Below are 23,668 nucleotides of genomic sequence, written 5' to 3'. Positions count from 1 at the left end.
CTACATGCTTCCCATTCGGCTCAGCAGTTGTTGCAGGACGCGCTCGGTGACGGCCAGATCCCCGGGATCAATATCAGCCAGCATTTCAGTACGGAGAGCATCAGCCTCGGTTTTCACTTTGGCGAAGGCTTCATTGCCTTTATCGGTCAGCACCAGGTGACGTTTACGGCGATCTTCTGGCGGTTGTACCCGCGTCAGCAGCGACTGTTTCACCAGCCGATCCACCAGCGGCACCATACTGGCATCTTCCAGCCCCAGCAGTTGCGCCAGTTCGGTCTGCGTCATGCGCTGCGGCTCACTGGCAATCAGCCCGATGGCCATCCAGCTGCTCATGCTTAAGCCGCTATCTTTAAGGTGACGATCAACCGCCAGGCGCCAGGCATGGGCGGTCAGATGCAGTAAGTGGGTAAAGGTACGCGTATGCTCAGACAAATGTTAGCAGCCTAATAGTAAGATATCTAATTGAGTGGAAGCGTTATTATACGCAAAGCGAAACGCGATTGAAAAGCGTCCGGTCTGTTAAAAATTAGTGGATCGCGTCAGAATGTCCAGAGGCCGCAATCAGGGGCCGGATAACATGAATCAGGCATCAGCAAACTGGATCGATTTGCGCCGTGACGCCGTTAGCGGTATTGAGGCATTGCGCGCCCATTTCACTGGCCACGCCTGGGATCCCCACTGGCACGACAGCTATCTTATTGGCGTGACCGAGCAAGGTGTACAGCAGTTTCATTCGCGGCGCAAACAGCATCAAAGCCGTCCCGGCACGGTTTTTATGCTGGAGCCTGAGGAGTTGCATGATGGCGATGCTATCAACCACAGCGGCTTCACCTATCGTATGCTCTATCTTTCACCGCAACAGATTGCGCAGCAGCTTACGCCTAATCAGGCTGATGACCCCTTGCCGCGTGAACTCCGCTTTGCAACCACACTGCGCGACGACCGCCCATTGGCTTATGCTGTCTGGCACGCGTTTGATGCACTGTGGTACAACCATCCCGCGATCATCAAAGAGGCGGCGATGGATCGGATGTTCAGTCAGCTCACCTCGCACCGGCAATGGTCACTGCCCGCTCAGCCCGTCGATAAAGATGCCAGGCTGGCTTTGCAGGCGCGTGACTGGCTGATTGCCCATCATGCGGAAATCCCGGCCTGCTGCAGATGGCGCAGCAGCTGCAGGTGGATCGCTTCCGGTTATCACGCCTGTTCCAGACTCACTGGGGTTTGCCGCCTCACGCCTGGCTGGTGCAATGGCGGCTGCTGGGCATTGCCATCGTCGGCGATAAAAAAAACCTGCGTAAGCTGACGGCTAAACTGGTGTTGTTCAGCTAATTTGTTCCCGGGAAGCTGGCCACGGCTTCCCGGCTTTTTCCACCCGGTTCGCCAATCCCGCCATCTGTATAGGTTATTTGTACAACTTTTGTGTCGGAATAATCCTTATAACTCCTTGATAACTTGTAAATGGCACATTTTGCTAAAGAATTCGATTTTACAGATAGTTATTCATTGTATAAGTTTACTGCCACGAGTTGTATGCGACTCTGTAACGAATGATGCATTTGCGTCGCCTCTGAAGGTGTCAGTGGATTTCCACCTTCAGAGGTTAATTTTTGTTTGCTCAATTTGTGGCACTGGTACCATCGCATCTGTCCATGCGGTGGTTTTTTTGATCGCTTTTGTCCTGACATCCGAACCGGAATCGGGCTGTTCTGAAGGGCTTACACATGCAATATATTATTCCCCGGACCAATCAGGAAATCGCTGATTATTTTAACCCTGCGGCCAACAAGCCAGCCAGCGAGATGGAAATGCTGGGTATCCTGATTGCAGAAATTTTGCAGTCAGGCATGCCAGTGAATAATAAAGCCATTATTTCCAAACTCATTCATCGGCTTGAACTGGAAAGTGACAGGGAAATGCTGGATAGCTACCGCCAGCTGCTCGACCTCGTGGTCCACAAGACCCCGGATGATTTTTCGCTGTAAGACTGACTCCATGGAGGGAGTTCCCCCCTTTTTCTGGCATCTTTGCCCGTCGCCCGGTACTATCTGCCCCTCACCATGAGCCTGATCTTCCCGCCCTTCGCGCGGGAGCAAAACAACTAAAGAGCCTGCAGACCTTTATGACTCAAACCAATGATGTTGCCGCAACCGACGTTGTGGCGGGCGATATCAGTGTGGGGCGCGTTCTGCGTTCGCCTGCGTTGCTGACCCGCGAATGCCTTGCCGGGGTAATTACCGCGCTGGCATTAATCCCTGAAGTGATCTCCTTTTCCGTTATTGCCGGTGTAGACCCTAAAGTCAGTCTCATCGCCTCGGTCGTGCTCTGCCTGACCCTGTCGATACTCGGCGGACGCCCGGCGATGGTTACGGCGGCTGCCGGTTCTGTCGCACTGGTAATCGGACCGATGGTTCATCTGCACGGTGTTGAATATATTCTGCCCGCGGTAGTCATGGGCGGCGTGATTCAGATTCTGTTTGGCGTGGCCGGTCTGGCACGCATGATGCGCTACATCCCCCGCTCGGTGATGCTGGGATTTGTGAATGCGCTGGGCGTGCTGATTTTCTTTGCTCAGGTGCCGCACGTCTGGGGCCAGTCATCTCTGGTGTGGATCTTCTTTGTCGCGACCCTGGCAATCGTGCTGTTGTTACCGCGTCTGTTAAAGAGTGTTCCTTCTCCGCTGGTTGCCATTGTAGTGGTGACGGGCGTCGCGCTATTAATGGGCTATCGCATGCCGAACGTGGGCGATGAAGGACCGATGAGTCCTGGCCTGCCCGGTTTTAACAGCCTGCTGGTACCGCTTAACCTGCAGACTCTGCAGATTATCTGGCCCACCGCACTGAGTATCGCCTTTGTCGGGCTGATGGAGTCGCTGCTGACCGCCAAACTGGTCGATGACCTGACCGATACCCCGTCCAGTAAGCGCCGCGAATCCTGGGGTCTGGGTGTGGCAAATATCCTTGCGGGATTTTATGGCGGTATCGCCGGATGCGCGATGATAGGTCAGACTATCGTCAACGTTGAGCTGGGCCGTGCGCGCAGCCGCGTTTCAACCGTGGCCGCGGGTCTGGTGCTGCTGCTGCTGGTGACCGGACTGAGCCGGATAATGGCGCAAATTCCGATGGTAGTATTGGCCGGTATCATGATGGTGGTGGCAGTGAAAACCGTTAACTGGCATAGCCTGCAGCCCAACACACTGAAACGTATGCCGTGGTCAGAGACGCTGATTATGGTGCTGACAGTGGCGGTAACGGTCTGGACAGGAAATCTGGCACTGGGCGTACTCGCTGGAGTGATCCTGGCGATGCTGCTGTTTGCCCGCCGTATTGCACATGTCATTCATGCTGAACGTCAGCTGAGTGAAGATGGTAAGTCGGTACGCTATGAGGTACGCGGTCCGCTGTTCTTTGCCAGCAGCAACGATCTGTTTGAGCATTTTGATTATGCGCATGACCCGAAAAAAGTGACGATTGACTTAACGCACGCGCAGATCTGGGATGCATCCAGCGTCGCAGCGCTGGATGGTATTGAATATCGCTATCAGCGTTATGGTGCAGAAGTGACGATTGAAGGGCTGGATCCGCTCAGCACTGATTTCCATCAGCGCCTTACCGGTAATTTCGGATAAATAGCTCCATTCTGCTGCCTCTCCGGCAGCAGACTTTACTCTGCCTGTTGCCGCCGCGCCCGATAGCGGCCAACCATAGTAATCAGCGCCTGATAGATTAAACCAGCATAAAGACTTGTCAGAATCGCCAGGCCTGGCTCTTTACCCTGCTGATGCCATGACATAAACCACATGAATACGCCCCACAGTACAGAGAACACCAGCCATCCGCGGACGAACTTCATAATGCCATTCATAACGACTCCTCTTAAATAATGAACCACCTTAACCTGCTCCGGCCCAAAAAGCATCGCCCGTTTATTCGGGTTGAGAGACGTCTCATATAATCGCCACAAATTCTCTCTCTGGCTCGGACATGTTACCTCGTCCAGGTAATTTTACGGCGATTCTCTATACTCTACGTTCCGCTTACCTGATCAGGGAATTACGATGAAACGTATTGCTTACCTGTTATCGATGCTGGCTATACTTGCGACACTCACTGCCTGTGCACCACCACCGCCGGGCAGAGATGCACCACCGCCACCACCGCCAGGCAAAGAGGCCCCACCACCCCCTCCGGGCGGGCAGCAGCCGGTTGGCGCACCAGGCGGTGTTGGCCCGGCAGGACAACCGCAGGGATAGTCTGTTTCAGCCAGTCTGCGTTGCAGGCTGGCTAATGCCGAAAGGCGCAGCCGCAGGCTGACATTTCTCCTGGCGCAATTTTGCCAAAATGGGAGTGGCGACGCGCTAATTGCCCCTGTACTTGACTGCTGACTTCCTGCTGCCCCAACCAGCGATCTAACGCGTTGCCCATAATTTGCCTGATATCAGGTGACCAGCTGGTAAGATGCCAGGTAGAGCTTCGGGCTTCCTCACTGTCTCCAAATCCCGCCACCGCAATGTGGGCACCCTGACCAAAATCGCGGATTGCCTGTATCGCACCAAAGGCCAGCAGATCGTTTTCACAGAAGAGTGCCTGAATACGATCGGCGGCACGGGTCTTTTTCAAATAATCCATCATCGCCTGATACGCGCCGTCACGGTCATCTGCCTCTGAAGTCAGCACAGCATTCAGCACCCTGCCCGCCGCCTGTAGTGCCGTGCTGTAACCCTGCTTTTGCGCGCTTTCAACAGGCTGGCTTTGCATAAAGCCAAACCGCTGATGCCCTTCCGCGAGCAGTAATTCCGATGTTACTTCCCCTGCCCGCCGCGCATCAGCTTGCCGTTCAGGCTCCGCGTCAATCTCAAGCACCGGCAAATTGCAGGTATCTGTAATGCGGTTGCCGGGTAGCAGTATTACCCCCCGCATCGCAAGCGGTGTCGCCTGCCGGATGAGTGCTGTCAGTGCTTCTTCGCTATCGGCACTCAACAGCACGGTGATAGCACCGCGAACATTAAGTTGCCGCGTTACCTCGTCCAGCATTTTCTGTTGATACGGATTGAGCAACTGGCTGGCGACAATACCAATAACCGGCGGTAAAGCCGAAAGGGGTGAGTCATGTTTGAAAGGTCTGGTCATTGACGTTAACGTCTCTGCAACGGCAAATAATACCCACCACTTTACGATAAACCAACCTGTTTCAACAGGTTATGAAGTTCGACTCAGACTGCAAAAATGAATGAAATCAGATGTAATCAGGTTTGAATTGGCAAAGCAGTGACACGGATAATGAACGGTTATTCAGCACTGAGACGTGATGCCAGTTGAAAAGCATAAGGATGTGAGGTGCCAGCCATGCCAGATTCCGGGCACAAAAAAACCGCCTCTAGGGGGCGGCTTGACGACACTGCTTATCATTGATTTTATTGGTAAAGCGATATGGTGCCCGGGGCGGGACTTGAACCCGCACAGCCTTACAGCCGAGGGATTTTAAATCCCTTGTGTCTACCGATTTCACCACCCGGGCTGGGTGTAACTGGAGGCGCGTCCCGGAGTCGAACCGAGGTACACGGATTTGCAATCCGCTGCATAGCCACTCTGCCAACGCGCCTTAAACTATGATGCCGCCAGGTTAACCTGACATGCGAATCTGGAGCGGGAAACGAGACTCGAACTCGCGACCCCGACCTTGGCAAGGTCGTGCTCTACCAACTGAGCTATTCCCGCAATTTTCAGCAATCTTATCGAACCTGCTGATTTTGTTTATCTTCTGGCAGCCTGGCTGCCGTTCGATGCGATGCATTCTACTTAGATGACGCAATGAGTCAATAAAATTATCCTCACAGACCATCCGTTTGCTGCTTTTTAAATCGTATCGATCACGGTTCGAGCAAATCACCGCGCGCCGCGCTTAAATACTGGAACATCGACCAGAAAGTCAGCACTGCAGCAATGTATAACGCCACCACGCCAATCGCTACAACGGTGGCATCTGGGCGCCACAGCAGTGCGAAGAGAGACAACATTTGCGCAGTCGTTTTGACTTTACCAATCCAGGAAACAGAAACACTACTGCGCTTGCCAATCTCAGCCATCCATTCACGCAGCGCAGAGATAATGATCTCGCGGGCAATCATGGTTGCCGCTGGCAGAGTAATCCACCATGCGTGAAAATGTTCTGCCACCAGCACCAGCGCTATCGCGACCAGCACTTTATCAGCAACCGGATCGAGGAATGCGCCAAAGCGCGTCGTCTGCTTCCAGCGGCGCGCCAGAAAGCCATCAAACCAGTCGGTAACAGCAGCAAAAATAAAGATCAGTGCAGTAGCCAGCGGCGCCCAAATGAACGGCAGATAGAAAGCCAGCACAAAGAACGGGATGAGCACGACTCGAAACAGGGTGAGACACGTCGGGATGTTTAATTGCATATGCCGGTAACTGTCTGGATATAGGTAGAATTTAACCTATGTTCCTACATTGCCCCCCCCGTTTCAATGTTAGTGTTTCAAGGAATAGTATATTTTTTCTGCCAGCGCATGCGAGATGCCGGGTACATTTGCGATCTCCTCCACCGAGGCATTCATTAACGGTTGCAGGCCTCCCATGTACTTAAGCAGTTGCTGACGTCGTTTCGGCCCGACGCCTTCGATGCTTTCCAGTGCACTGGTGTTCTTCACTTTGGCCCGTTTTTTTCGGTGACCTGAAATTGCATGATTGTGAGCGTCATCACGAATGTGTTGAATCACATGCAGTGCAGGTGCATCAGGTGGCATCGAAACGCCCTCCCCTTCAGCCTCAAAGAACAGCGTTTCCAGACCGGCTTTACGGTCGCTGCCTTTAGCAACGCCGAGTAAAATGGGCTGGTTTTTATCCCAGGGCACATCCAGCTCGGCAAAGACCTGTATCGCCTGTGACAGCTGACCTTTACCGCCATCAATCAAAATCACGTCGGGGATCTTATCTTCTTCAATCGCTTTGCCATACCGGCGTCGCAACACCTGGTTCATGGCGGCGTAGTCATCTCCCGGCGTAATGCCGGTAATGTTGTAGCGACGATAGTCGGCACGCAGCGGACCATTCTGGTCAAACACCACGCAGGAGGCGATGGTCTGCTCACCCATGGTGTGACTGATATCAAAACACTCCATGCGTGTGATCTTGTCGAGCTCAAGAAACTCTGCCAGCGCATTCAGCCGCTGGTGGATGGTAGAGTGCTGAGACAGACGCGTGGTTAACGCTGTCGCGGCGTTGGTGCGCGCCAGCTTGAGATAGCGGGCGCGATCGCCGCGTGGCTTGCTTTGAATGTTAACCCGACGTCCCGCCAGTTCACTTAGGGACTCTGCCAGCAACTCGCGCTCTGGCAAGGTAAAGTCCAGCAGGATGTCGCCAGGCAGCGTACGTGCTTCACTGCCCTGCAGGTAGAACTGCCCGACGAAGGTCTGCACGACTTCGGCCAAATCAGTGTCCACAGGCACCTTCGGGAAGTAGCTGCGGCTGCCCAGCACTTTGCCCTGACGAATGAACAGCACGTGAAGACAGGCCATGCCCGCCTCATAAGCCACACCCATCACATCCAGGTCATCGCCCTGATTGGAGACAAACTGTTTTTCGGTGATGCGCCGCACGGCCTGAATCTGATCGCGCAGCCGGGCCGCTTCTTCGAAACGCAGGCCAATGCTCGCCTCTTCCATATGTTTAACCAGCTGGTTAAGCACCTGATCATCTTTACCGGCCAGGAACAGGCGCACATAGTCGGTCTGCTGCGCATACTCTTCCTCACTGACCAGCCCGGCAACACAGGGGCCGAGACAGCGACCAATCTGATATTGCAGACAGGGCCGGGAGCGATTGCGGTATACGCTATTTTCGCACTGGCGAATGGGGAAAACTTTTTGCAACAGTCCCAGCGTTTCACGCACCGCATAGCCGTTCGGGAACGGGCCAAAATATTCGCCTTTGGCATGCTTTGCCCCACGGTGCATCGCCAGTCGCGGATGAGTATCGCTGCTGAGAAAGATGTAGGGATACGATTTATCGTCGCGCAGCAGAACGTTATAGCGCGGCTGGTAGAGCTTGATGTAGTTATGTTCAAGCAGCAGCGCTTCGGTTTCGGTGTGGGTGACGGTGACATCGATGTGCTGGATATTGCTGACCAGCGCTTCGGTTTTTCGGCTGCCGACCTGAACGCGAAAGTAACTGGTCAGACGCTTCTTCAGGTCTTTGGCTTTGCCTACATAGATGACGGTGCCTGAGGCGTCATACATGCGGTAAACACCGGGCTTGCTGGTTACCGTACTCAAAAAGGCTTTGGAATCAAAAACGTCATTCACTACTGATTAACGGCTCCGCATTATAGAGGCCATGTCGAATGGCCAGATGCGTTAACTCTACATCGCCACTGATATTCAGCTTACTGAACATCCGATAGCGGTAACTGTTAACGGTTTTAGGACTGAGATTTAACTGCTCTGAAATTTCCGTCACCTTTTGTCCCCGGGTGATCATCAGCATAATCTGCAATTCCCTTTCCGACAAACAGCTAAAGGGGGATTCCGCTTTTTGCGGCTCAATCTGACTCAGGGCCATCTGCTGAGCGATGTCTGATGCGATATATCGCTGTCCGGCATTCACCGAGCGAATTGCATTGACCACTTCCTGGGGTGCTGCCCCTTTACTGAGGTAGCCTGCTGCCCCCGCCTGCATAACTTTAGCAGGCAGCGGACTTTCCGTATGAATAGTCAGCATAATGATTTTGATATCGGGATTGTAACGCACGATTTTGCGCGTCGCCTCCAGTCCGCCGATGCCAGGCATGTTCATGTCCATCAGGATCACATCAACCTGGTTAGCACGGCACCACTTAGCCGCATCCTCACCACAGTTGGCCTCTCCGACCACGGCCAGACCTTTAACATCCTCCAGGATGCGACGGATGCCGGTACGGACAAGTTCATGGTCATCAACAAGAAGCACACTGATCAACGGGGAAACTCCAGAGGCTGAAAAAGAGGAAGCGACTAACGATTTCAAGCGATAATCATACCCGCTTTTACCTCAAAAGCACATCAACAAAGTAAAACAGTCCTGGCTTAGCCTGTTCACTTTTAGCCTAGCCCAGCCTGAGTTCTCAGACATTTCCTGAAACAGAAAGCACCGTCAAACAATCCTTAAAGTCTCACTATTTCATGACATTAACAACTGGTACTACGGTTACCCGGCGCTGCAGTGACAGGTAATATCAGGTGGAAGGCTCTCGTTGATTACTTTCTGCGATTGATTAGTTGCACTGGACAAACCTGCTGTTTCAGACGAAACGAACCGGCTGCATCAGCAACATACTGACGCTGTGATATACTCACGCTCTGCTGTTCGGACAGATTGCCGACACGTTGTCATTCACCAAGGAGATACACATGAGCGATGAAGATTTTGCAACTTCGCAGGAAGCCCGGAAATTAGCGGATGAAATCGCGGGGCTGAAGATGATGATCACCCTGATCCTGAAAGGTATGGGCCAGGCTGATGCTGGAAAAGTGATTATCAACATGGAACGCTATGTACAGACGCTGGGTGACAAGCCTCAGGCGGAAGTGTTCAGCAACACCATTAAGCAGATTAAAACTGCCTACCGTCAGTAATTCTTTTGCCCCCAGTGGCGGGGGCATATACGCTAACTGTGCGCCTGCCAGTTAACGGAAACGCCCAGCGTTGGCAGTACCTCTTCCGGACTGAAACGCCTTGTTCCCCGATACTTCTCTGCCAGCGCTGGCTGTTCCACCGGAATCCTGATCGCAAACAGATTATCTTCTGACAGAATAAGTCCCGGCGTAAGCGGTTCATACACCACCCCATGCTGTTCAAACATCTTTTCCAGCATCGGCGTTGCCGAACTAATGATGTACTCCATGCCATTGAGTTCTGCCATCTGCACCGCGTGCCAGAGAATATTCAGCGGCAGTTCGGCGTCGACCTCCAGCCGGGCCGAGAAGCGCGACATTTCCCACACTCTCTCATGGCTGAAAGGCAGCACAATGCCTTCGCTCTGCTCAGGTTCAAACCAGGGCATCAGACGTGCACAGCCGCTGATTCCTTCACGCGCATTCCATGCGATCAACCAGGTCACATCTGAACGATCATAGCGATCATATTCCTGTCCTGGCGTACTCAGACGGGGCGGTATTGACCACCCTTCGCCGCGCGCAAAGACGCTGTAACGGTAGCTGCCGAGTTCGGCAAGCAACGAGGATGGCATATCCTTTAATTGCGTTTGCACTATTTTCATCATGCGCCTCTGACATCCCCATTTTTACAATGATTTCTTTGCGCCAGCCTGACACAGTCCCGGCGCAGGGTAGACAACAGACCTGTACAAAGGAACTGCCAAATGTGGCAGTTGTTTTATGTTCAAATCAGTCCGATTGCTGCTGCGTAGCAGGCAATCTGCGTTTTATTGGAAACATTGAAACGCTTTTGCATATTTTTTTGGTGAAAATTAACGGTATGTTCAGAGATGGATAAAATAAGAGAAATTTCGACCGCCGTTTTTCCTTCACCCGTCCATTTCAGAATTTCCAGCTCACGCTGACTAAACTCTTTTTTCAGTACCATCATTGCATCATCGCTAAAGCGTTCCAGCGTATCCAGGCTTAGTTCCGCTAAAAGGTGCAGTTTTACTTCAAGCTCTTCGTGGCAGAGCTTGAGAGGAATGGGCTGTTGCGATGATATAGATAATATACCAAGCGCGCGATTTGGTGCCATTGCAGAGCAAGAAAATCCGCTCTGCAGCCCATACTCTCTTGCCTCACGCCACAGATTGCCGGCACCAGCGAACATTTCTTCTGTCCACATCAACCCTCTTCCCGGTCGCTGACACAGCGAGAGTACCGGATCGACAGCGTAATAATTCTGCTTCTCATAACGTTTAACCCATAATTTGGGATAGGTGCTATGCAGATGAATACGCGGCCGGCTAAAGGGCACCGGATGCTGAATCAAAAAAGCGAAATAATCGAAACCTAATGACTCAGTAAATTGTTGCAATAATGGCTTCAAATCAGAACATGCCATTAATGCCTGAAATTGTTGTTTCACCTCAATTCGCCAGGCGAAATAATTTTCAGTACTCATATTGCCTCAACGTTAATTTCACTCGCTCTTGCGGAAATATTCATTCGGATTCATCGGATAAATTAAATTAGCATAAGTCATTTAATTCATCGTCAGGGATGAACCCGTCGCCCTGCGGGGCCAATTAACCTTTCACCTTGTGAGCGGAGTGAAAAAGCTTGCTGGCAATGGTAATGTGAGGTCGATCACAGCAATTTCAATCACCCCATGAGAATAAGATTTTTCTGATAGGATTTCAATCCCCGATATCGGGCATCACTTTATCATTTGCCAGTAATTTCAGATAAAGATATTCAATAACGCGTCACATCGCTGAGTAAATAACGAGTAAACAATGTGTTAAATAGCGATTACAAGCGAGACGGCAGGCCTGGTTGACTGACATATTTTTCATCAGGAAATAAGCGCGGCTTAGTTATTGTCGCCTTAAGTCCAGGCACTGGCAGCCAGTTATGTGGCTGTTTTACTCATCTTCACGACAGATTCCCGGCTTCCGGCAGGTATTCAGCAGGTCATGATGGCACATCTACCTTCATTTTTTGCCTCTCTTCATCAGGCCTGGCCATGCGCTGTTAATAAGAACATTCTGCTCATGCATTGCATGGCGATATTCTCTTCTGAAGCCTTCCCATCACGGCAGGACTTTTCTGTTTATCTGCCCTCACTAAGCCCTGGCCGGGAAAATCAGCTTCACTCCTCTCCCGGTGTCAATAATGCTATAGCACAAAACACTATTTATAGCATCTGTACATCAATTACTGATTCTCTTTTAATCAATTAAATCACTTTATCGATAGCCATAAACCGGAACCACATAAAATAGATTTACGGAATAAAAATCGCCCATCACGCTTAAGACAAATTCATATTAATACGATTATTCTTACAAGTAAGATCGTGAAAAAATTTCATTATAACGTGGAGCCTCTTAGCACCATCGATGCTGAAAAATCGCGCAATCCATTAATCCCTCAGGCGTAGATTTATTTTAAATAATGGATCTGAAAAAGGCGCTTTTTCGCCACCCTAATCTGTCGTCAGGCTAAATCCCGTGTGATTCGGGTTCTGCGATGAAAACTGGGTGGGTTTTGCAAACGCTGTCAGAACATTCCTTAACCAAACACGGTATTAATCCTGTCTGATGATTTATCGGCAGTACCCTGCTCCTCGCATACCCAGATGAAAATGTGAGGCATGTGCAGCATTGTAATCCGGGCCGAGCGCATTGCCGAACACCTCACAGCCGCCACGCCACAACGTATGTAACATCGCCGCCTTTTCTTCTGGCTGTTGCCAGTGACGACTGACCTCAAGCCGCTGACCATCAGCCAGCTGAAAGCCTGTGACATCCCACGCATCGGCGGTGGCATGCTCGCTAAGCCGCCCTTGTGTGCGGTGATAGATGTTACGACAGGCATAGCTGCCGACATGCGTAATTCGTACCAGCGGACTGTGCATATCCCTGGCGGTCTGTTCACGACTGTGAAGCGCATACATCGTACTGGCGACCGCCATAGGACAGCTGGCGAGAAAACTGCTACTGAGGCTGATCGGACCGAATTTCTGGATCCTCAACGGATGAGTAAGCGGGCATTTACCTGTTACAGGTGGACGCTCAGTGAAACTGACCCAACCCGCCTGTTGAGCACGACGCATCACGTCCAGACATTCGTCCGGATCGCTGGCCAGCCTTTTCATCTTAATCTGCGTCATCCAGCCCGGCGGGTCGGTGACAGAGAGCGGTATAAACGGATTGAACTGCGGCGGCAGATGCTGCTTAAGCCAGGGTAAGCTGCCCCACCCCAGCGCGATTAACAGCAGAAACAGGATAAGCGTACGCATAGTCCCCTGTGCAGCATGATGATAAGCAAAAAAAAAGTGTAGGGGCAAAAAACCCTTTACGCCGTCTGCCTGACATTACGTGATGAATCATTACTCAGACTGACGCAGTAATAACCAGAATGACCCGCTGCCACCGTCATTGCGCCTGACCGGTATCACATCAGGTAAAAAATTGTTACCGGCTTTGGGGTGACTTCCTCTATCTTATCCGACTTGCCCTCAGGCAGATGCCTTAACTAACAGCCAGCAGAGCTGACACAACATCAAGACAGGAAAGACAATTCTATGGTTGATCAATCTAAAGAAACCGCACGCACCCAGGATGCGCCTGATAAATTACAGCGCAACCTGCACAACCGTCACATCCAGCTAATCGCCATCGGTGGCGCTATCGGCACCGGCCTGTTTATGGGTTCCGGTAAAACCATCAGCCTGGCCGGTCCCTCGATCATTTTTGTCTACATGATTATCGGCTTTATGCTGTTCTTTGTGATGCGCGCCATGGGGGAGTTGCTGCTCTCCAACCTTGAGTACAAATCTTTTAGCGATTTTGCGGCTGACCTGCTTGGTCCGTGGGCGGGATATTTTACTGGCTGGACTTACTGGTTTTGTTGGGTGGTGACAGGCATCGCTGACGTGGTGGCCATCAGCGCCTATTTCCAGCTCTGGTTTCCGGGCTTCTCAATCTGGATGAGCGCTCTGCTCTGCGTAGTGGTTTTTCTGGCGCTGAACATTGCCACCGTCAAGCTGTTTGGCGAAATGGAGTTCTGGTTCGCAATCATTAAAATCGTCGCCATTGTGGCGCTGATCGTGACCGGGATTGTGCTGGTGTCTGTTCACTATCCTTCACCGGGTGGCGGCACGGCGGCACTGAGCAACATCTGGGATCACGGCGGGATGTTCCCGAAAGGTCTCAGCGGCTTCTTTGCCGGGTTTCAGATTGCGGTGTTTGCCTTTGTCGGTATTGAACTGGTGGGCACGGCAGCAGCTGAAACCCACAATCCGCATAAAGTCTTACCGCGTGCTATCAATGCGATTCCACTCAGGGTGATCATGTTCTACGTGCTGGCACTGATGGTCATTATGGCGGTAACGCCGTGGACCCAGGTCATGGCCGATCGCAGTCCGTTTGTTGAGATGTTCGTCCTGATTGGTCTGCCTGCTGCAGCGAGTATCGTCAACTTTGTGGTGCTGACCTCTGCCGCCTCTTCAGCCAACAGCGGTATCTTCTCCACCAGCCGTATGCTCTATGGCCTGTCGCAGCAGGGTGTCGCCAGTCGCGCGTTTGGCCGGCTTTCCGCCCGTGCGGTCCCTACCACGGGTCTGTTTTTCTCCTGCCTCTGCCTGCTGATTGGCGTAGCGTTGATCTATTTGATCCCGGATGTCATGAAGGTCTTTACGCTGGTGACGACCGTCTCCGCCATCCTGTTTATGTTCGTCTGGACCATCATTCTGTGCAGCTACCTGGCCTACCGTAAAAAGCATCCGCAGCGCCATGCGGAGTCGGCCTTTAAGATGCCGCTCGGCAAATTCATGTGCTGGGTTTGCATGGCCTTCTTCGCCTTTGTGCTGGTGCTGCTGACGCTACAGGAAGATACGCGCCAGGCGCTGATGGTTACGCCACTCTGGTTTGCCCTGCTGGGTGTGGGCTGGATGCTGCGTAATCGTCGCAGCCGCTAATCGGTAACAGCATGGAAAAAGCCCGGTCATCTGACCGGGCTTTTTTACAGGCGCTCGCCCAGTGACGAGAAAATGGCGGATAAAGAGGGGCGTTCATAAGGTAAACGCTGTGGCCGTGCATCGGGATGCTGAGGCGAGCCCAGACCAAAGGTGAACGTATAGCTATCGCCTTCGCCCATACGAAGGTCGGCAATTGTCGTCTCTCCATCCTGCTCACGCAGGGCGTAAAAACCGTGGCTGAACCAGGCGACACGTTCTGCATACCAGCTGCCCCGAAAAGCGTCAAACAGCTCAGGATGCCGCGGATACCATGTCACCTGCAGGGGACGCGACGGCGAGAGCAGTGACCAGTAAGCTTCGCCGTAGCGTTCCGGCGTCATAATCACGCTGCGCCAGACCAGCGTATTAAACGCAGTGGGCGTTACCAGCACGTGATTAGCCGCAATCCCCTGTGTCGTCAGCGACGCCCGAATTTGCCAGCCTGCCACGCCCTGAATCACCACGCTCCAGACCAGATACAGTGTACTCAGCGTCAGTCCGACACGGTTACCGCGGATGCCTTTGTCACCGCGACGCCAGAGCGCAACGCCCAGCCCTGTCAGCAGTGGAAATGTATAAAGGGGATCAACGATATAAATACTGCCGATGGCATAGGGATAATCGGTGAGTGGTAGACCAAGCTGGGTACCATAAACCGTCATCAAATCAAGCAGCGGATGGGTAATCAGAGCCAGCCAGATCGCAGGCCACCATGCCAGCCACTTCACCCGCTGACGACACAGTGCTGCTACGAGCCAGGCAATCAGTGGCGATGCCAGCGTAAGCCAGAGCAACGCATGCGTTTCTGTGCGATGCAGCGTCATGTTGCGTATCGCATCGCCGTGGTCAATAAACACATCCAGATCGGGTAAGGTGCCGCAGACACCGCCCACCAGCGCGGCCTGCCAGATCGGCGCCCGTCGTCCCATCACGGCAACACTGACTGAGGCACCCAGTACGAACTGCGAAACAGAATCCATTAATTCACTCCGTTACCGAACGATGAATGTGGCCCGATTTAGCGTACGCGAATCCCTTCAATGATCATGCGCTGAACATTATCAACAGCCTGGTCGAAAAACGCCGGATCGCTGAGTGTCTGACCGGTGACAGCCTCAACCTGGGTAGCAAAATCGGCGTAATGCTGTGTGGTGGCCCATAGCATAAAGATCAGATGCTGCGGCTGAACGCCTGCCAGCCGTCCCTCATCAATCCAGCGTTCAATAATGGCCGCCTTGTCATCCACCAGTTGCTTGAGATCGCCCGCCAGCTCACCTTTCAGCAGCGGTGCGCCCTGCAGCATCTCCAGACAGAACAGCCGCGAAGCCTGAGGATGATCGCGCGACACTTCCAGCTTCAGCCGGATGTAGCGCCGAATAGCGACGAGCGGATCCTGATCGTGGGCCAGGGCACGCAACGGCGCCAGCCAGACATCCAGAATCTGCTTAAGCACCGCCACATAAAGCACTTCTTTTGAGGGAAAATAGTAGAGCAGATTGGTTTTAGAGACATCGGCCAGCTCAGCCACCTTATCAAGGCTGGTGCCGTGAATGCCAAACTGTGAAAAGAATGTTAACGCCGCTTCCAGTATAGCGGCCCGCTTCGCTGCAACCGCACGCGATCGACGCGTTGGTTTTTTTTCATCGGTATTCACAGGTTTACCTCATCCATCTGGTGTCAGCGCATCATAGCAAAGGGATTCATTGCTGCCCAATCCACGACCTGCACCTTTTTTGCCCAGGTTGCATGTAAAACGTGCAGCGAATTTTGACCAGATGGTCCGAAATGGACCAGTGACTCCACTTACCTCTTTCGGGTTAAATTTAACTCATTGTTATTTAAAACAATAAAAAATGTGGCACACAGTTTGCAGAATTGTGACTGAGCGCAGCCCACAAGGACGTAGCAGGATGCAGTGCAGCGCGTGAAATACCTTTCCCCCATCGCAACGAGGTTTCACATGAAGATAGGCGTCTTTATTCCGATTGGTAACAATGGCTGGCTGATTTCATCCAATGCGCCGCAGTACATGCCAACGTTTGAACTGAACAAAGCCATTGTGCTGAAAGCAGAGCATTACCATTTCGACTTTGCGCTCTCGATGATCAAACTGCGCGGCTTTGGCGGTAAAACAGAATTCTGGGATCATAACCTGGAGTCATTCACGCTGATGGCAGGCCTGGCTGCTGTCACGTCACGTATTGAGATCTATGCCACTGCGGCCACCCTGACGCTGCCTCCGGCCATTGTGGCGCGCATGGCGTCCACCATTGATTCCATTTCAGGCGGTCGTTTCGGTGTCAACCTGGTAACCGGCTGGCAGAAACCAGAATATGAACAAATGGGAATGTGGCCTGGCGATGAGTACTTCGGCAGCCGTTATTCTTATCTGACCGAGTACGTTACCGTGCTGCGTGACCTGTGGGGCACCGGAAAATCGGACTTTAAAGGTGAGTTCTTCACCATGAACGACTGCCGCGTCAGTCCGCAGCCACAGCGCCCGATGAAAGTTATCTGCGCCGGACAGAGCGATGCCGGCATGGCCTTCTCTGCTCAGCACGCCGATTACAACTTCTGCTTCGGCAAAGGTGTGAACACCCCTTCTGCATTCAGCTCGACCTCGATTCGCATGAAGCAGGCCGCTGAAAAAGCGGGTCGCGATGTCGGCTCCTATGTGCTGTTTATGATCATTGCTGCCGAAACTGACGAAGAAGCGCGGGCTAAGTGGGAACACTACAAAGCGGGAGCGGATGAAGAGGCGCTTTCATGGCTTACCACCCAGAGTCAGCAGGACACCAAATCGGGCAGTGACACCAATGTACGTCAGATGGCGGATCCGACCTCAGCGGTCAATATCAATATGGGCACCCTGGTCGGTTCATACGCAAACGTAGCGCGGATGCTGGATGAAGTGGCGCAGGTTGAAGGCACGCACGGCGTGCTGCTGACCTTTGATGATTTCCTGGAAGGTATTGAAAACTTCGGTCAGCACATTCAGCCCCTCATGACCTGTCGTAGTGACCTGCTTGATGCACAGCAGGAGGTGGCATGATGAGTACCGTTTATTGCGCCCATACTCAGGCGCTTCCTCAGGTCGAACTGCCTGCCCGTCCAGAGCCGATCGCCTTTCCGCCAGGTCAGACAGCGCTGATTGTTGTGGATATGCAGAATGCCTACGCCACTGAAGGAGGTTACCTCGATCTGGCCGGGTTTGATGTGTCTGCCACGAAACCAGTGATTGCGAAAATTCATCAGGCGGTGACTGCGGCCCGTGCCGCTGGCGTTCAAATCATCTGGTTCCAGAACGGCTGGGACAGTGACTATGTTGAAGCGGGTGATGCCGGTTCCCCTAACTTCCACAAATCGAATGCGCTAAAAACCATGCGCAAACGGCCTGAACTGCAGGGCACGCTGCTGTCGAAGGGCGGCTGGGATTACGCGCTGGTGGATGAACTGGTGCCGCAGCCGGGTGACATTGTGCTGCCAAAATCGCGCTACAGCGGTTTCTATAACACCTCACTTGACAGCACGCTGCGCAGTCGCGGGATCCGGCATCTGATTTTCACCGGCATCGCCACCAACGTCTGTGTCGAATCGACACTACGCGACGGCTTCTTCCTGGAATATTTCGGTGTGGTACTGGAAGACGCCACCTACCAGGCGGGTCCGCCCTTTGCACAGCAGGCGGCCCTGTTCAATATCGAAACCTTTTTTGGCTGGGTATCGGATGTAGATACCTTCTGCGAAAGCCTGAATACCCGCTAATCCACTAAAAGGACGTCACTATGCCGAAAAGTATCATTGTTCCGCCAGGCACCACCACACCTATCGCCCCGTTTGTCCCCGGCACGCTGGCGGATGGCGTGGTCTATGTCTCAGGTACGTTGCCGTTTGATGGTGACAACAATGTCGTCCATGTGGGTGACGCCGCCGCGCAGACCCGCCACGTGCTGGACACGATTAAAAAGGTGATTGAGACCGCCGGTGGCAGCATGGCTGATGTGACTTTTAACTCGATCTTCATCACCGACTGGTCGAATTACGCCGCGGTGAATGAGGTTTACGCCGAATACTTCCCGGGTGAAAAACCGGCACGTTTCTGCATTCAGTGCGGACTGGTCAAGCCTGACGCGCTGATTGAAATCGCCAGCGTGGCGCACATCGGCAAACCGGAGGTCTGATGCAGCTGGATTTTCTGGGTCTGCAAAACCCTGAGGCACCGACGCTGGTGCTCTCTTCGGGTCTGGGCGGGGTGGCGGGTTTCTGGCAGCCACAGCTGGCGGCACTGACCGCACGCTATCGGGTCGTGCTCTATGACCAGCGCGGGACCGGTCGCAGCGCGGAGAGTTTACCGGAAGGTTACAGCATGGCAATGATGGCCGCAGAGCTGGCCGAGGCGCTGGCGCAGCACGGCATCCTGCGCTTCAGCCTGATCGGTCACGCGCTGGGCGGTCTGGTGGGGATGCAGCTGGCGCTGGATTATCCGGATCGGATTGAAAGGATCGTGGTAATTAACGGCTGGCTGACACTGCATCCGCATACCCGCCGCTGCTTCCAGGTACGGCAGGATCTGCTGCTCAATGTCGGCGTCGAGGCTTTTGTTCGTGCTCAGCCGCTGTTTCTCTATCCTGCGGAGTGGATGGCAGAGCATCAGACGCGGCTGGAGCAGGAGGATAGCCATCACATCACCCATTTTCAGGGGATGGAAAACCTGATGCGTCGGCTGCACGCCCTGATGAGCGCCGATTTCAGCGCACGGGCCGCCGCCATTCCGCAACCGGTGCTGGTGATTGCCAGCCAGGACGATCTGCTGGTGCCGTGGAGCTGCTCAACCGAGCTGGCCGCGACGCTGCCCAACGCCACTGAACAGATGATGGCCTGGGGCGGCCACGCCATGAGCGTCACCGACCCTGAAAAATTTAATGCCCTGCTGCTGCAGTGGCTGGATCAGACTGATGACGTGCAGCCGCTGCAGCGCGTCGCAGGATAACCCTTTCGCGGAGAACACTATGAGCCTGGAAACCCTTACCCCAGCCGTTGAGAAAACTGAGTTTCGTAATGCGATGTCGCGGCTGGGTGCTGCGGTCAACATCATTACCACTGAAGGACCGGCTGGCCGCGCAGGCTTTACCGCTTCTGCTGTGTGCAGCGTCACTGATTCGCCACCGACGCTGCTGGTCTGCCTGAATCGCTCTGCCTCGGTTTACTCTGTATTCCGCGAAAACATGCAGCTCTGCGTCAACACGCTGGCTGCAGGACACGAAACGCTTTCCAATCTTTTCGGCGGAAAAACGCCAATGGCTGATCGTTTCATTGCGGCTGAGTGGTCAACGGCCGTGACCGGATCGCCGGTACTGAGCGGCGCAGTGGCCTCCTTTGACTGTCGTATCACGCAGATTGTCAGCGTCGGTACGCATGACACGCTGTTCTGTGAAGTCGTGGGCCTGGTTCGTAACGATGATACCCACGGCCTGGCATGGTTTGACCGGGGATATCATCCCCTGATGCGGCAGGATGCCTGTTAACACTTCCCTGTAACCCACCGGCATTCATCACGCTCTGGAGTAGACGATGGCACGATCCTGGTTTCCGCAATGGCAAAAGAAGTCGGCACTAACAGAAAACGGTATTATCGCCCCGGATGAGACACTCCCTCTGGGACAAACGCTGGTGCTGGGTTTACAGCATGCGGTGGCGATGTTTGGCGCAACGGTGCTGATGCCGCTGCTGATGGGGCTGGATCCCAATCTGGCGATTCTGGTCTCGGGTATTGGCACGCTGCTGTTCTTCTTTATTACCGGTGGTCGGGTACCCAGTTATCTTGGGTCAAGCGCCGCCTTTGTTGGCGTGGTGATTGCGGTAACCGGCTTCAGTGGTCAGGGACTGAATCCAAATCTCAGCGTGGCGCTGGGCGGTGTCATCGCCTGTGGCGTTCTTTACACGCTGATTGGGCTGGTGGTAATGAAGTCAGGCACGCGCTGGATCGAAAACCTGATGCCGCCGGTAGTGACAGGCGCGGTGGTGATGGCGATCGGGCTGAATCTGGCTCCAATCGCGGTTCACAGCGTCTCTGCCTCTTCATTCGACAGCTGGGTCGCGGTGATGACCGTGCTCTGTATCGGTCTGGTGGCGGTGTTTACCCACGGGATGATTCAGCGTCTGCTGATTCTGGTCGGCCTGATTCTGGCGTGGGCGATCTATGCGATTCTGACCAACGGTCTCGGACTGGGCAAACCGGTCGATTTTACGATGCTGTCACAGGCTGCCTGGTTTGGCCTGCCGCACACCACCGCACCCACTTTTGATCTGCAGGCGATGGTGCTGATTGCGCCGGTGGCGATCATTCTGGTGGCTGAAAACCTCGGGCATCTGAAAGCGGTGGCGGGCATGACCGGCCGTAACCTCGATCCTTACATGGGACGTGCTTTTGTCGGGGATGGACTGGCCACCATGCTCTCTGGTTCGATCGGCGGAAGTGGCGTGACGACCTATGCCGAGAATATTGGCGTGATGGCCGTGACTAAAGTCTACTCCACGCTGGCATTTGTTGCGGCGGCCATCATCGCTATCCTCGCCGGTTTCTCGCCGAAGTTTGGTGCGCTGATCCACACCATTCCGGCCCCGGTAATTGGCGGCGCATCCATTGTGGTGTTCGGACTGATTGCGGTGGCAGGCGCACGCATCTGGGTGCAGAACCATGTTGATTTTGGTCAGAACAGCAACCTGATTATGGTCGCTACCACGCTGGTTCTTGGTGCAGGGGATTTCGCGCTGAAAATCGGCTCTTTCACACTTGGTGGAATCGGTACCGCCACGTTTGGCGCGATTATCCTGAATGCCATTCTGCGACGCCGCAGTGGGGCATCGCAGGAAAAGCCGCTTGCGCGGCAGCAGGGTTAACTACTCCAGCGGTGTGGCTACAGGCTGCACCGCTTTTTTTCGTTTCAGCCGCAGCTCACTGACGATCACCCCGCAGACGATCAGCGCCCCACCCAGTAACGCAAGCGCAGGCAGGCGCTCACCCGCAATACGTCCTACTACCCCAGCCCATACTGGCTCTCCGGCATAAATTACCGTGGCACGGGTTGGCGAAACGCTGCGTTGCGCCCAGTTCATGGTGACCTGAATCAGCGCACTGGCCGCACCCAGTCCCAGAGCACTGAGCAGCAGTGGTGTTGATATTGCGGGCACCGTCTCGCCATTGGGGACCATCAAAACAAAGGCAGACACAGACGCCACCGCCAGCTGGATCAACGTCACGCGGCGTACATCGACCTTGCCGGCATAACGACTGATCAGGATGATCTCGGCGGCAATTGCCAGCGTGCTGAGCAGCGTCGCTATTTCACCAGCATTCAGGCTAATACGGCCATCCTGCGGCCCGGCCACCAGCAGTAATCCGGTAAACGCCAGCACAATCCCCAGCCATGACATGATGCCCGGCGGACGGCGTAAAAACAGCCACTGTAGCAACGGCACCACCGGAACATAAAGTGCGGTAAGGAAAGCAGATTGACTGCTGGAGATGGTCTGCATTCCCCAGGTCTGCAGGCCATAGCCACCGGCGATCGACAGGCCTATCAGCGTGCCCGCTTTCACCTCCAGCCAGGTCATGCCCGCCAGATACCGCCGGAAAAAAAAGGCCAGCAGTAGCGCGGCGGTGGCAAAACGCAGGCCAACAAAGAAGAATGGACCGGAGTGCTGCATCGCCCGATGCACCACCAGAAAGGTGCCGCCCCAGATCATGGTGATAAAAAGTAATACCAGCTCCTGCCGCGTCAGGCGCAGGGTTAAACCGCGGGGTGTGTCCGACATAATTCACCTGATGATGTGTCCGGACGATATTGTGGTGAGAGCGAGGAGGAAAAGCAACGACGTTCACCGCCGGTAAGCGCCGGCGGTGAACGCCAGGTTATGCGTCCGCTTTTTTAGGGCTGCTGCGTCCCCCTTTCTCACCGGCGCGTGCTGCGCGCTGCGGATCATTTTTAAAATTACCGCCGCTGTTTTTTCCGCCTTTACGTCCCGCTTCAGCGGCACGCTCACGGTTTTCAGCAAAATTTCCTGAACCTCCACGATGTGCTGTCATGATTTGCTCCTTTCGCGTGGTGCGATTAATAAAGAACCAAAAGCAGAAGGCTGAAGTGCGAAACCAGCCCATGCTTAAATAATAGCCAGACTCTGCATAAACTCATCATGCAGTCACATTTCGCAACAGAGTAATCACCAGTAATTTGCTTAAAGAACGAACATTACGCCGGTTTATCACCGATTATCTGCAGGATTATTGCCCGATTCATTCGCCACGATGTCTGTATCGCCTGCGTAAAACAAAAGCTCTTCTATACTTTTTCTGGACGTCAAAACCACCTGGAGAGATTTATGGCCAAGATTCTGGTGCTCTACTACTCGATGTACGGACATATTGAAACAATGGCGAACGCAGTTGCAGAAGGCGCTCGTCGGGTTCCCGGCGCGGAAGTGGATATCCTGCGGGTACCAGAAACAATGGAGGCCGATCGCTTTGCACAGGTGGGCGGCAAAACCAATCAGCAGGCTGCAGAAGCTTCGCCTGAGATGCTGCCGCACTATGACGCAATTATCGTCGGTACCCCGACCCGCTTTGGCAACATGGCCGGGCAGATGCGGACGTTCTGGGATCGCACTGGCGGTCTCTGGGCATCGGGTGCACTGTTTGGCAAGGTTGCCAGTGTCTTTACCTCAACCGGTACTGGCGGCGGTCAGGAACAGACTATTACGTCAGTCTGGACCACTCTGGCCCATCACGGCATGGTCATCGTTCCTATCGGCTACGGAACCAAAGAGCTGTTTGATATTTCTCAGGTTCGTGGTGGCACACCCTATGGTGCGACCACGCTGGCGGGCGGCGATGGCTCGCGTCAGCCTACAGAGGCGGAACTCAATATTGCCCGTTTTCAGGGTGAACATGTTGCCGGACTGACTGTGAAACTGCAGGACTGATTTAATCAAGG

26 protein-coding genes, 3 tRNA genes and 2 pseudogenes are annotated in these 23,668 nt (G+C 53.7%); 15 read left to right on the top strand and 16 right to left on the bottom strand.

What is annotated here, in order from left to right:
* Entirely contained in the window at positions 1-432 is a 432-nt protein-coding gene (locus AC6I77_RS06655; protein ID WP_003849964.1) for a MarR family winged helix-turn-helix transcriptional regulator, read from the bottom strand.
* A 145-nt stretch (positions 433-577) separates the two neighbouring features.
* Between AC6I77_RS06655 and AC6I77_RS06650 the strand changes: the two are divergent.
* The 4 genes and pseudogenes from AC6I77_RS06650 to AC6I77_RS06635 all read left to right on the top strand — a co-directional run.
* Positions 578-1,260, top strand: a pseudogene (locus AC6I77_RS06650) (AraC family ligand binding domain-containing protein); the annotation flags it as partial.
* Positions 1,249-1,332, top strand: a pseudogene (locus AC6I77_RS06645) (DUF2000 domain-containing protein); the annotation flags it as partial. The pseudogenes AC6I77_RS06650 and AC6I77_RS06645, both read left to right, overlap by 12 nt.
* 392 nt (positions 1,333-1,724) lie before the next feature.
* Complete coding sequence (locus tag AC6I77_RS06640; RefSeq protein WP_003849968.1) at positions 1,725-1,985, top strand: biofilm/acid-resistance regulator YmgB/AriR; 261 nt, start codon at positions 1,725-1,727, stop codon at positions 1,983-1,985.
* A gap of 137 nt (positions 1,986-2,122) precedes the next feature.
* Positions 2,123-3,628: a SulP family inorganic anion transporter gene (locus tag AC6I77_RS06635; RefSeq protein WP_497816776.1), complete on the top strand. Its 1,506-nt coding sequence runs from the start codon at positions 2,123-2,125 to the stop codon at positions 3,626-3,628.
* A gap of 35 nt (positions 3,629-3,663) precedes the next feature.
* Here AC6I77_RS06635 and AC6I77_RS06630 read toward each other — a convergent pair whose 3' ends face one another.
* On the bottom strand, positions 3,664-3,864 hold the full coding sequence (locus tag AC6I77_RS06630; RefSeq protein ID WP_003849972.1) for a DUF6404 family protein: 201 nt from the start codon (positions 3,862-3,864) through the stop codon (positions 3,664-3,666).
* Between the two features lie 193 nt (positions 3,865-4,057).
* On the opposite strand from AC6I77_RS06630, the gene AC6I77_RS06625 reads away from it, so the two are divergent.
* Positions 4,058-4,252, top strand: coding sequence for a hypothetical protein (locus AC6I77_RS06625; RefSeq protein WP_003849973.1), 195 nt, complete (start codon positions 4,058-4,060; stop codon positions 4,250-4,252).
* 31 nt (positions 4,253-4,283) lie between these two features.
* Here AC6I77_RS06625 and AC6I77_RS06620 read toward each other — a convergent pair whose 3' ends face one another.
* From AC6I77_RS06620 to uvrY, 7 genes are all read right to left on the bottom strand, one after another.
* Positions 4,284-5,129: a substrate-binding domain-containing protein gene (locus AC6I77_RS06620; RefSeq protein ID WP_476159840.1), complete on the bottom strand. Its 846-nt coding sequence runs from the start codon at positions 5,127-5,129 to the stop codon at positions 4,284-4,286.
* A gap of 301 nt (positions 5,130-5,430) precedes the next feature.
* Positions 5,431-5,517, bottom strand: a tRNA-Leu gene (locus AC6I77_RS06615).
* 10 nt (positions 5,518-5,527) lie between these two features.
* Positions 5,528-5,601 (bottom strand) — tRNA-Cys (locus AC6I77_RS06610).
* A 40-nt stretch (positions 5,602-5,641) separates the two neighbouring features.
* Positions 5,642-5,717, bottom strand: a tRNA-Gly gene (locus AC6I77_RS06605).
* 152 nt (positions 5,718-5,869) lie between these two features.
* Positions 5,870-6,418, bottom strand: coding sequence for a CDP-diacylglycerol--glycerol-3-phosphate 3-phosphatidyltransferase (gene pgsA / locus AC6I77_RS06600; protein WP_008925896.1), 549 nt, complete (start codon positions 6,416-6,418; stop codon positions 5,870-5,872).
* Between the two features lie 69 nt (positions 6,419-6,487).
* Positions 6,488-8,320, bottom strand: a complete 1,833-nt coding sequence (uvrC, locus tag AC6I77_RS06595) for an excinuclease ABC subunit UvrC (protein WP_008925895.1) — start codon at positions 8,318-8,320, stop codon at positions 6,488-6,490.
* Complete coding sequence (uvrY, locus tag AC6I77_RS06590; RefSeq protein WP_039660975.1) at positions 8,313-8,972, bottom strand: UvrY/SirA/GacA family response regulator transcription factor; 660 nt, start codon at positions 8,970-8,972, stop codon at positions 8,313-8,315. Before uvrY ends, uvrC begins: the two co-directional genes overlap by 8 nt.
* 431 nt (positions 8,973-9,403) lie before the next feature.
* Here uvrY and AC6I77_RS06585 point away from each other — a divergent pair, with 431 nt between their 5' ends.
* Positions 9,404-9,628 carry a DUF2594 family protein gene (locus tag AC6I77_RS06585; RefSeq protein ID WP_003849983.1) on the top strand — a complete coding sequence of 75 codons (225 nt, stop codon included), beginning with the start codon at positions 9,404-9,406 and terminating at the stop codon, positions 9,626-9,628.
* Between the two features lie 32 nt (positions 9,629-9,660).
* Here AC6I77_RS06585 and AC6I77_RS06580 read toward each other — a convergent pair whose 3' ends face one another.
* Together AC6I77_RS06580 and AC6I77_RS06575 are read right to left on the bottom strand one after the other, a co-directional pair.
* Positions 9,661-10,272: an acyl-homoserine-lactone synthase gene (locus AC6I77_RS06580; protein WP_003849985.1), complete on the bottom strand. Its 612-nt coding sequence runs from the start codon at positions 10,270-10,272 to the stop codon at positions 9,661-9,663.
* Between the two features lie 122 nt (positions 10,273-10,394).
* On the bottom strand, positions 10,395-11,117 hold the full coding sequence (locus AC6I77_RS06575; RefSeq protein ID WP_497816775.1) for an autoinducer binding domain-containing protein: 723 nt from the start codon (positions 11,115-11,117) through the stop codon (positions 10,395-10,397).
* Positions 11,118-11,571: 454 nt separating this feature from the next.
* Here AC6I77_RS06575 and AC6I77_RS06570 point away from each other — a divergent pair, with 454 nt between their 5' ends.
* Positions 11,572-11,898: a hypothetical protein gene (locus AC6I77_RS06570; protein WP_497816774.1), complete on the top strand. Its 327-nt coding sequence runs from the start codon at positions 11,572-11,574 to the stop codon at positions 11,896-11,898.
* A gap of 365 nt (positions 11,899-12,263) precedes the next feature.
* On the opposite strand, the gene AC6I77_RS06565 is transcribed toward AC6I77_RS06570, so the two are convergent.
* Positions 12,264-12,959, bottom strand: coding sequence for an extensin-like domain-containing protein (locus AC6I77_RS06565; protein ID WP_497816773.1), 696 nt, complete (start codon positions 12,957-12,959; stop codon positions 12,264-12,266).
* A 285-nt stretch (positions 12,960-13,244) separates the two neighbouring features.
* Here AC6I77_RS06565 and cycA point away from each other — a divergent pair, with 285 nt between their 5' ends.
* Positions 13,245-14,639, top strand: coding sequence for a D-serine/D-alanine/glycine transporter (gene cycA, locus AC6I77_RS06560; protein ID WP_110411568.1), 1,395 nt, complete (start codon positions 13,245-13,247; stop codon positions 14,637-14,639).
* 44 nt (positions 14,640-14,683) lie between these two features.
* Here cycA and AC6I77_RS06555 read toward each other — a convergent pair whose 3' ends face one another.
* Together AC6I77_RS06555 and rutR are read right to left on the bottom strand one after the other, a co-directional pair.
* Complete coding sequence (locus AC6I77_RS06555; protein ID WP_003849990.1) at positions 14,684-15,658, bottom strand: metal-dependent hydrolase; 975 nt, start codon at positions 15,656-15,658, stop codon at positions 14,684-14,686.
* 38 nt (positions 15,659-15,696) lie between these two features.
* Entirely contained in the window at positions 15,697-16,332 is a 636-nt protein-coding gene (gene rutR, locus AC6I77_RS06550) for an HTH-type transcriptional regulator RutR (protein WP_003849991.1), read from the bottom strand.
* Between the two features lie 306 nt (positions 16,333-16,638).
* Here rutR and rutA point away from each other — a divergent pair, with 306 nt between their 5' ends.
* Genes rutA through rutG form a run of 6 tightly spaced genes read left to right on the top strand, consistent with a single transcriptional unit; the run spans position 16,639 to position 21,578 of the window.
* A complete protein-coding gene (gene rutA / locus AC6I77_RS06545) occupies positions 16,639-17,730 on the top strand; it encodes a pyrimidine utilization protein A (protein WP_154926039.1) in 1,092 nt (363 codons plus the stop codon).
* Positions 17,730-18,443: a pyrimidine utilization protein B gene (rutB, locus tag AC6I77_RS06540; RefSeq protein ID WP_033743177.1), complete on the top strand. Its 714-nt coding sequence runs from the start codon at positions 17,730-17,732 to the stop codon at positions 18,441-18,443. Before rutA ends, rutB begins: the two co-directional genes overlap by 1 nt.
* Before the next feature lie 20 nt (positions 18,444-18,463).
* Positions 18,464-18,859: a pyrimidine utilization protein C gene (gene rutC, locus AC6I77_RS06535; protein WP_003849994.1), complete on the top strand. Its 396-nt coding sequence runs from the start codon at positions 18,464-18,466 to the stop codon at positions 18,857-18,859.
* Positions 18,859-19,668 (top strand): pyrimidine utilization protein D, encoded by an 810-nt coding sequence (gene rutD / locus AC6I77_RS06530; RefSeq protein ID WP_008925889.1) that lies wholly within the window; start codon positions 18,859-18,861, stop codon positions 19,666-19,668. Before rutC ends, rutD begins: the two co-directional genes overlap by 1 nt.
* Positions 19,669-19,687: 19 nt before the next feature.
* Entirely contained in the window at positions 19,688-20,203 is a 516-nt protein-coding gene (gene rutF / locus AC6I77_RS06525) for an NADH-dependent FMN reductase RutF (RefSeq protein WP_003849996.1), read from the top strand.
* Between the two features lie 46 nt (positions 20,204-20,249).
* Positions 20,250-21,578, top strand: coding sequence for a pyrimidine utilization transport protein G (gene rutG / locus AC6I77_RS06520; RefSeq protein ID WP_497816772.1), 1,329 nt, complete (start codon positions 20,250-20,252; stop codon positions 21,576-21,578).
* Here the strand turns inward: rutG and AC6I77_RS06515 are convergent, their stop codons facing one another.
* Together AC6I77_RS06515 and AC6I77_RS06510 are read right to left on the bottom strand one after the other, a co-directional pair.
* The gene (locus tag AC6I77_RS06515) at positions 21,579-22,493 is read right to left on the bottom strand and encodes a DMT family transporter (RefSeq protein ID WP_008925886.1); all 915 of its coding nucleotides are present in this window, start codon (positions 22,491-22,493) and stop codon (positions 21,579-21,581) included. It lies immediately after the preceding gene.
* Between the two features lie 97 nt (positions 22,494-22,590).
* Positions 22,591-22,764, bottom strand: coding sequence for a con-10 family general stress protein (locus AC6I77_RS06510; protein WP_003850002.1), 174 nt, complete (start codon positions 22,762-22,764; stop codon positions 22,591-22,593).
* A 293-nt stretch (positions 22,765-23,057) separates the two neighbouring features.
* Between AC6I77_RS06510 and wrbA the strand changes: the two genes are divergently transcribed.
* Positions 23,058-23,657, top strand: a complete 600-nt coding sequence (gene wrbA, locus AC6I77_RS06505; protein WP_003850004.1) for an NAD(P)H:quinone oxidoreductase — start codon at positions 23,058-23,060, stop codon at positions 23,655-23,657.
* Positions 23,658-23,668: the final 11 nt, after the last annotated feature.

Source organism: Pantoea sp. X-Soil-ISGK-259, assembly GCF_059730705.1.
Note: the sequence above shows the minus strand (reverse complement) of the source record. Positions and strands in the feature narration are given on the sequence as shown.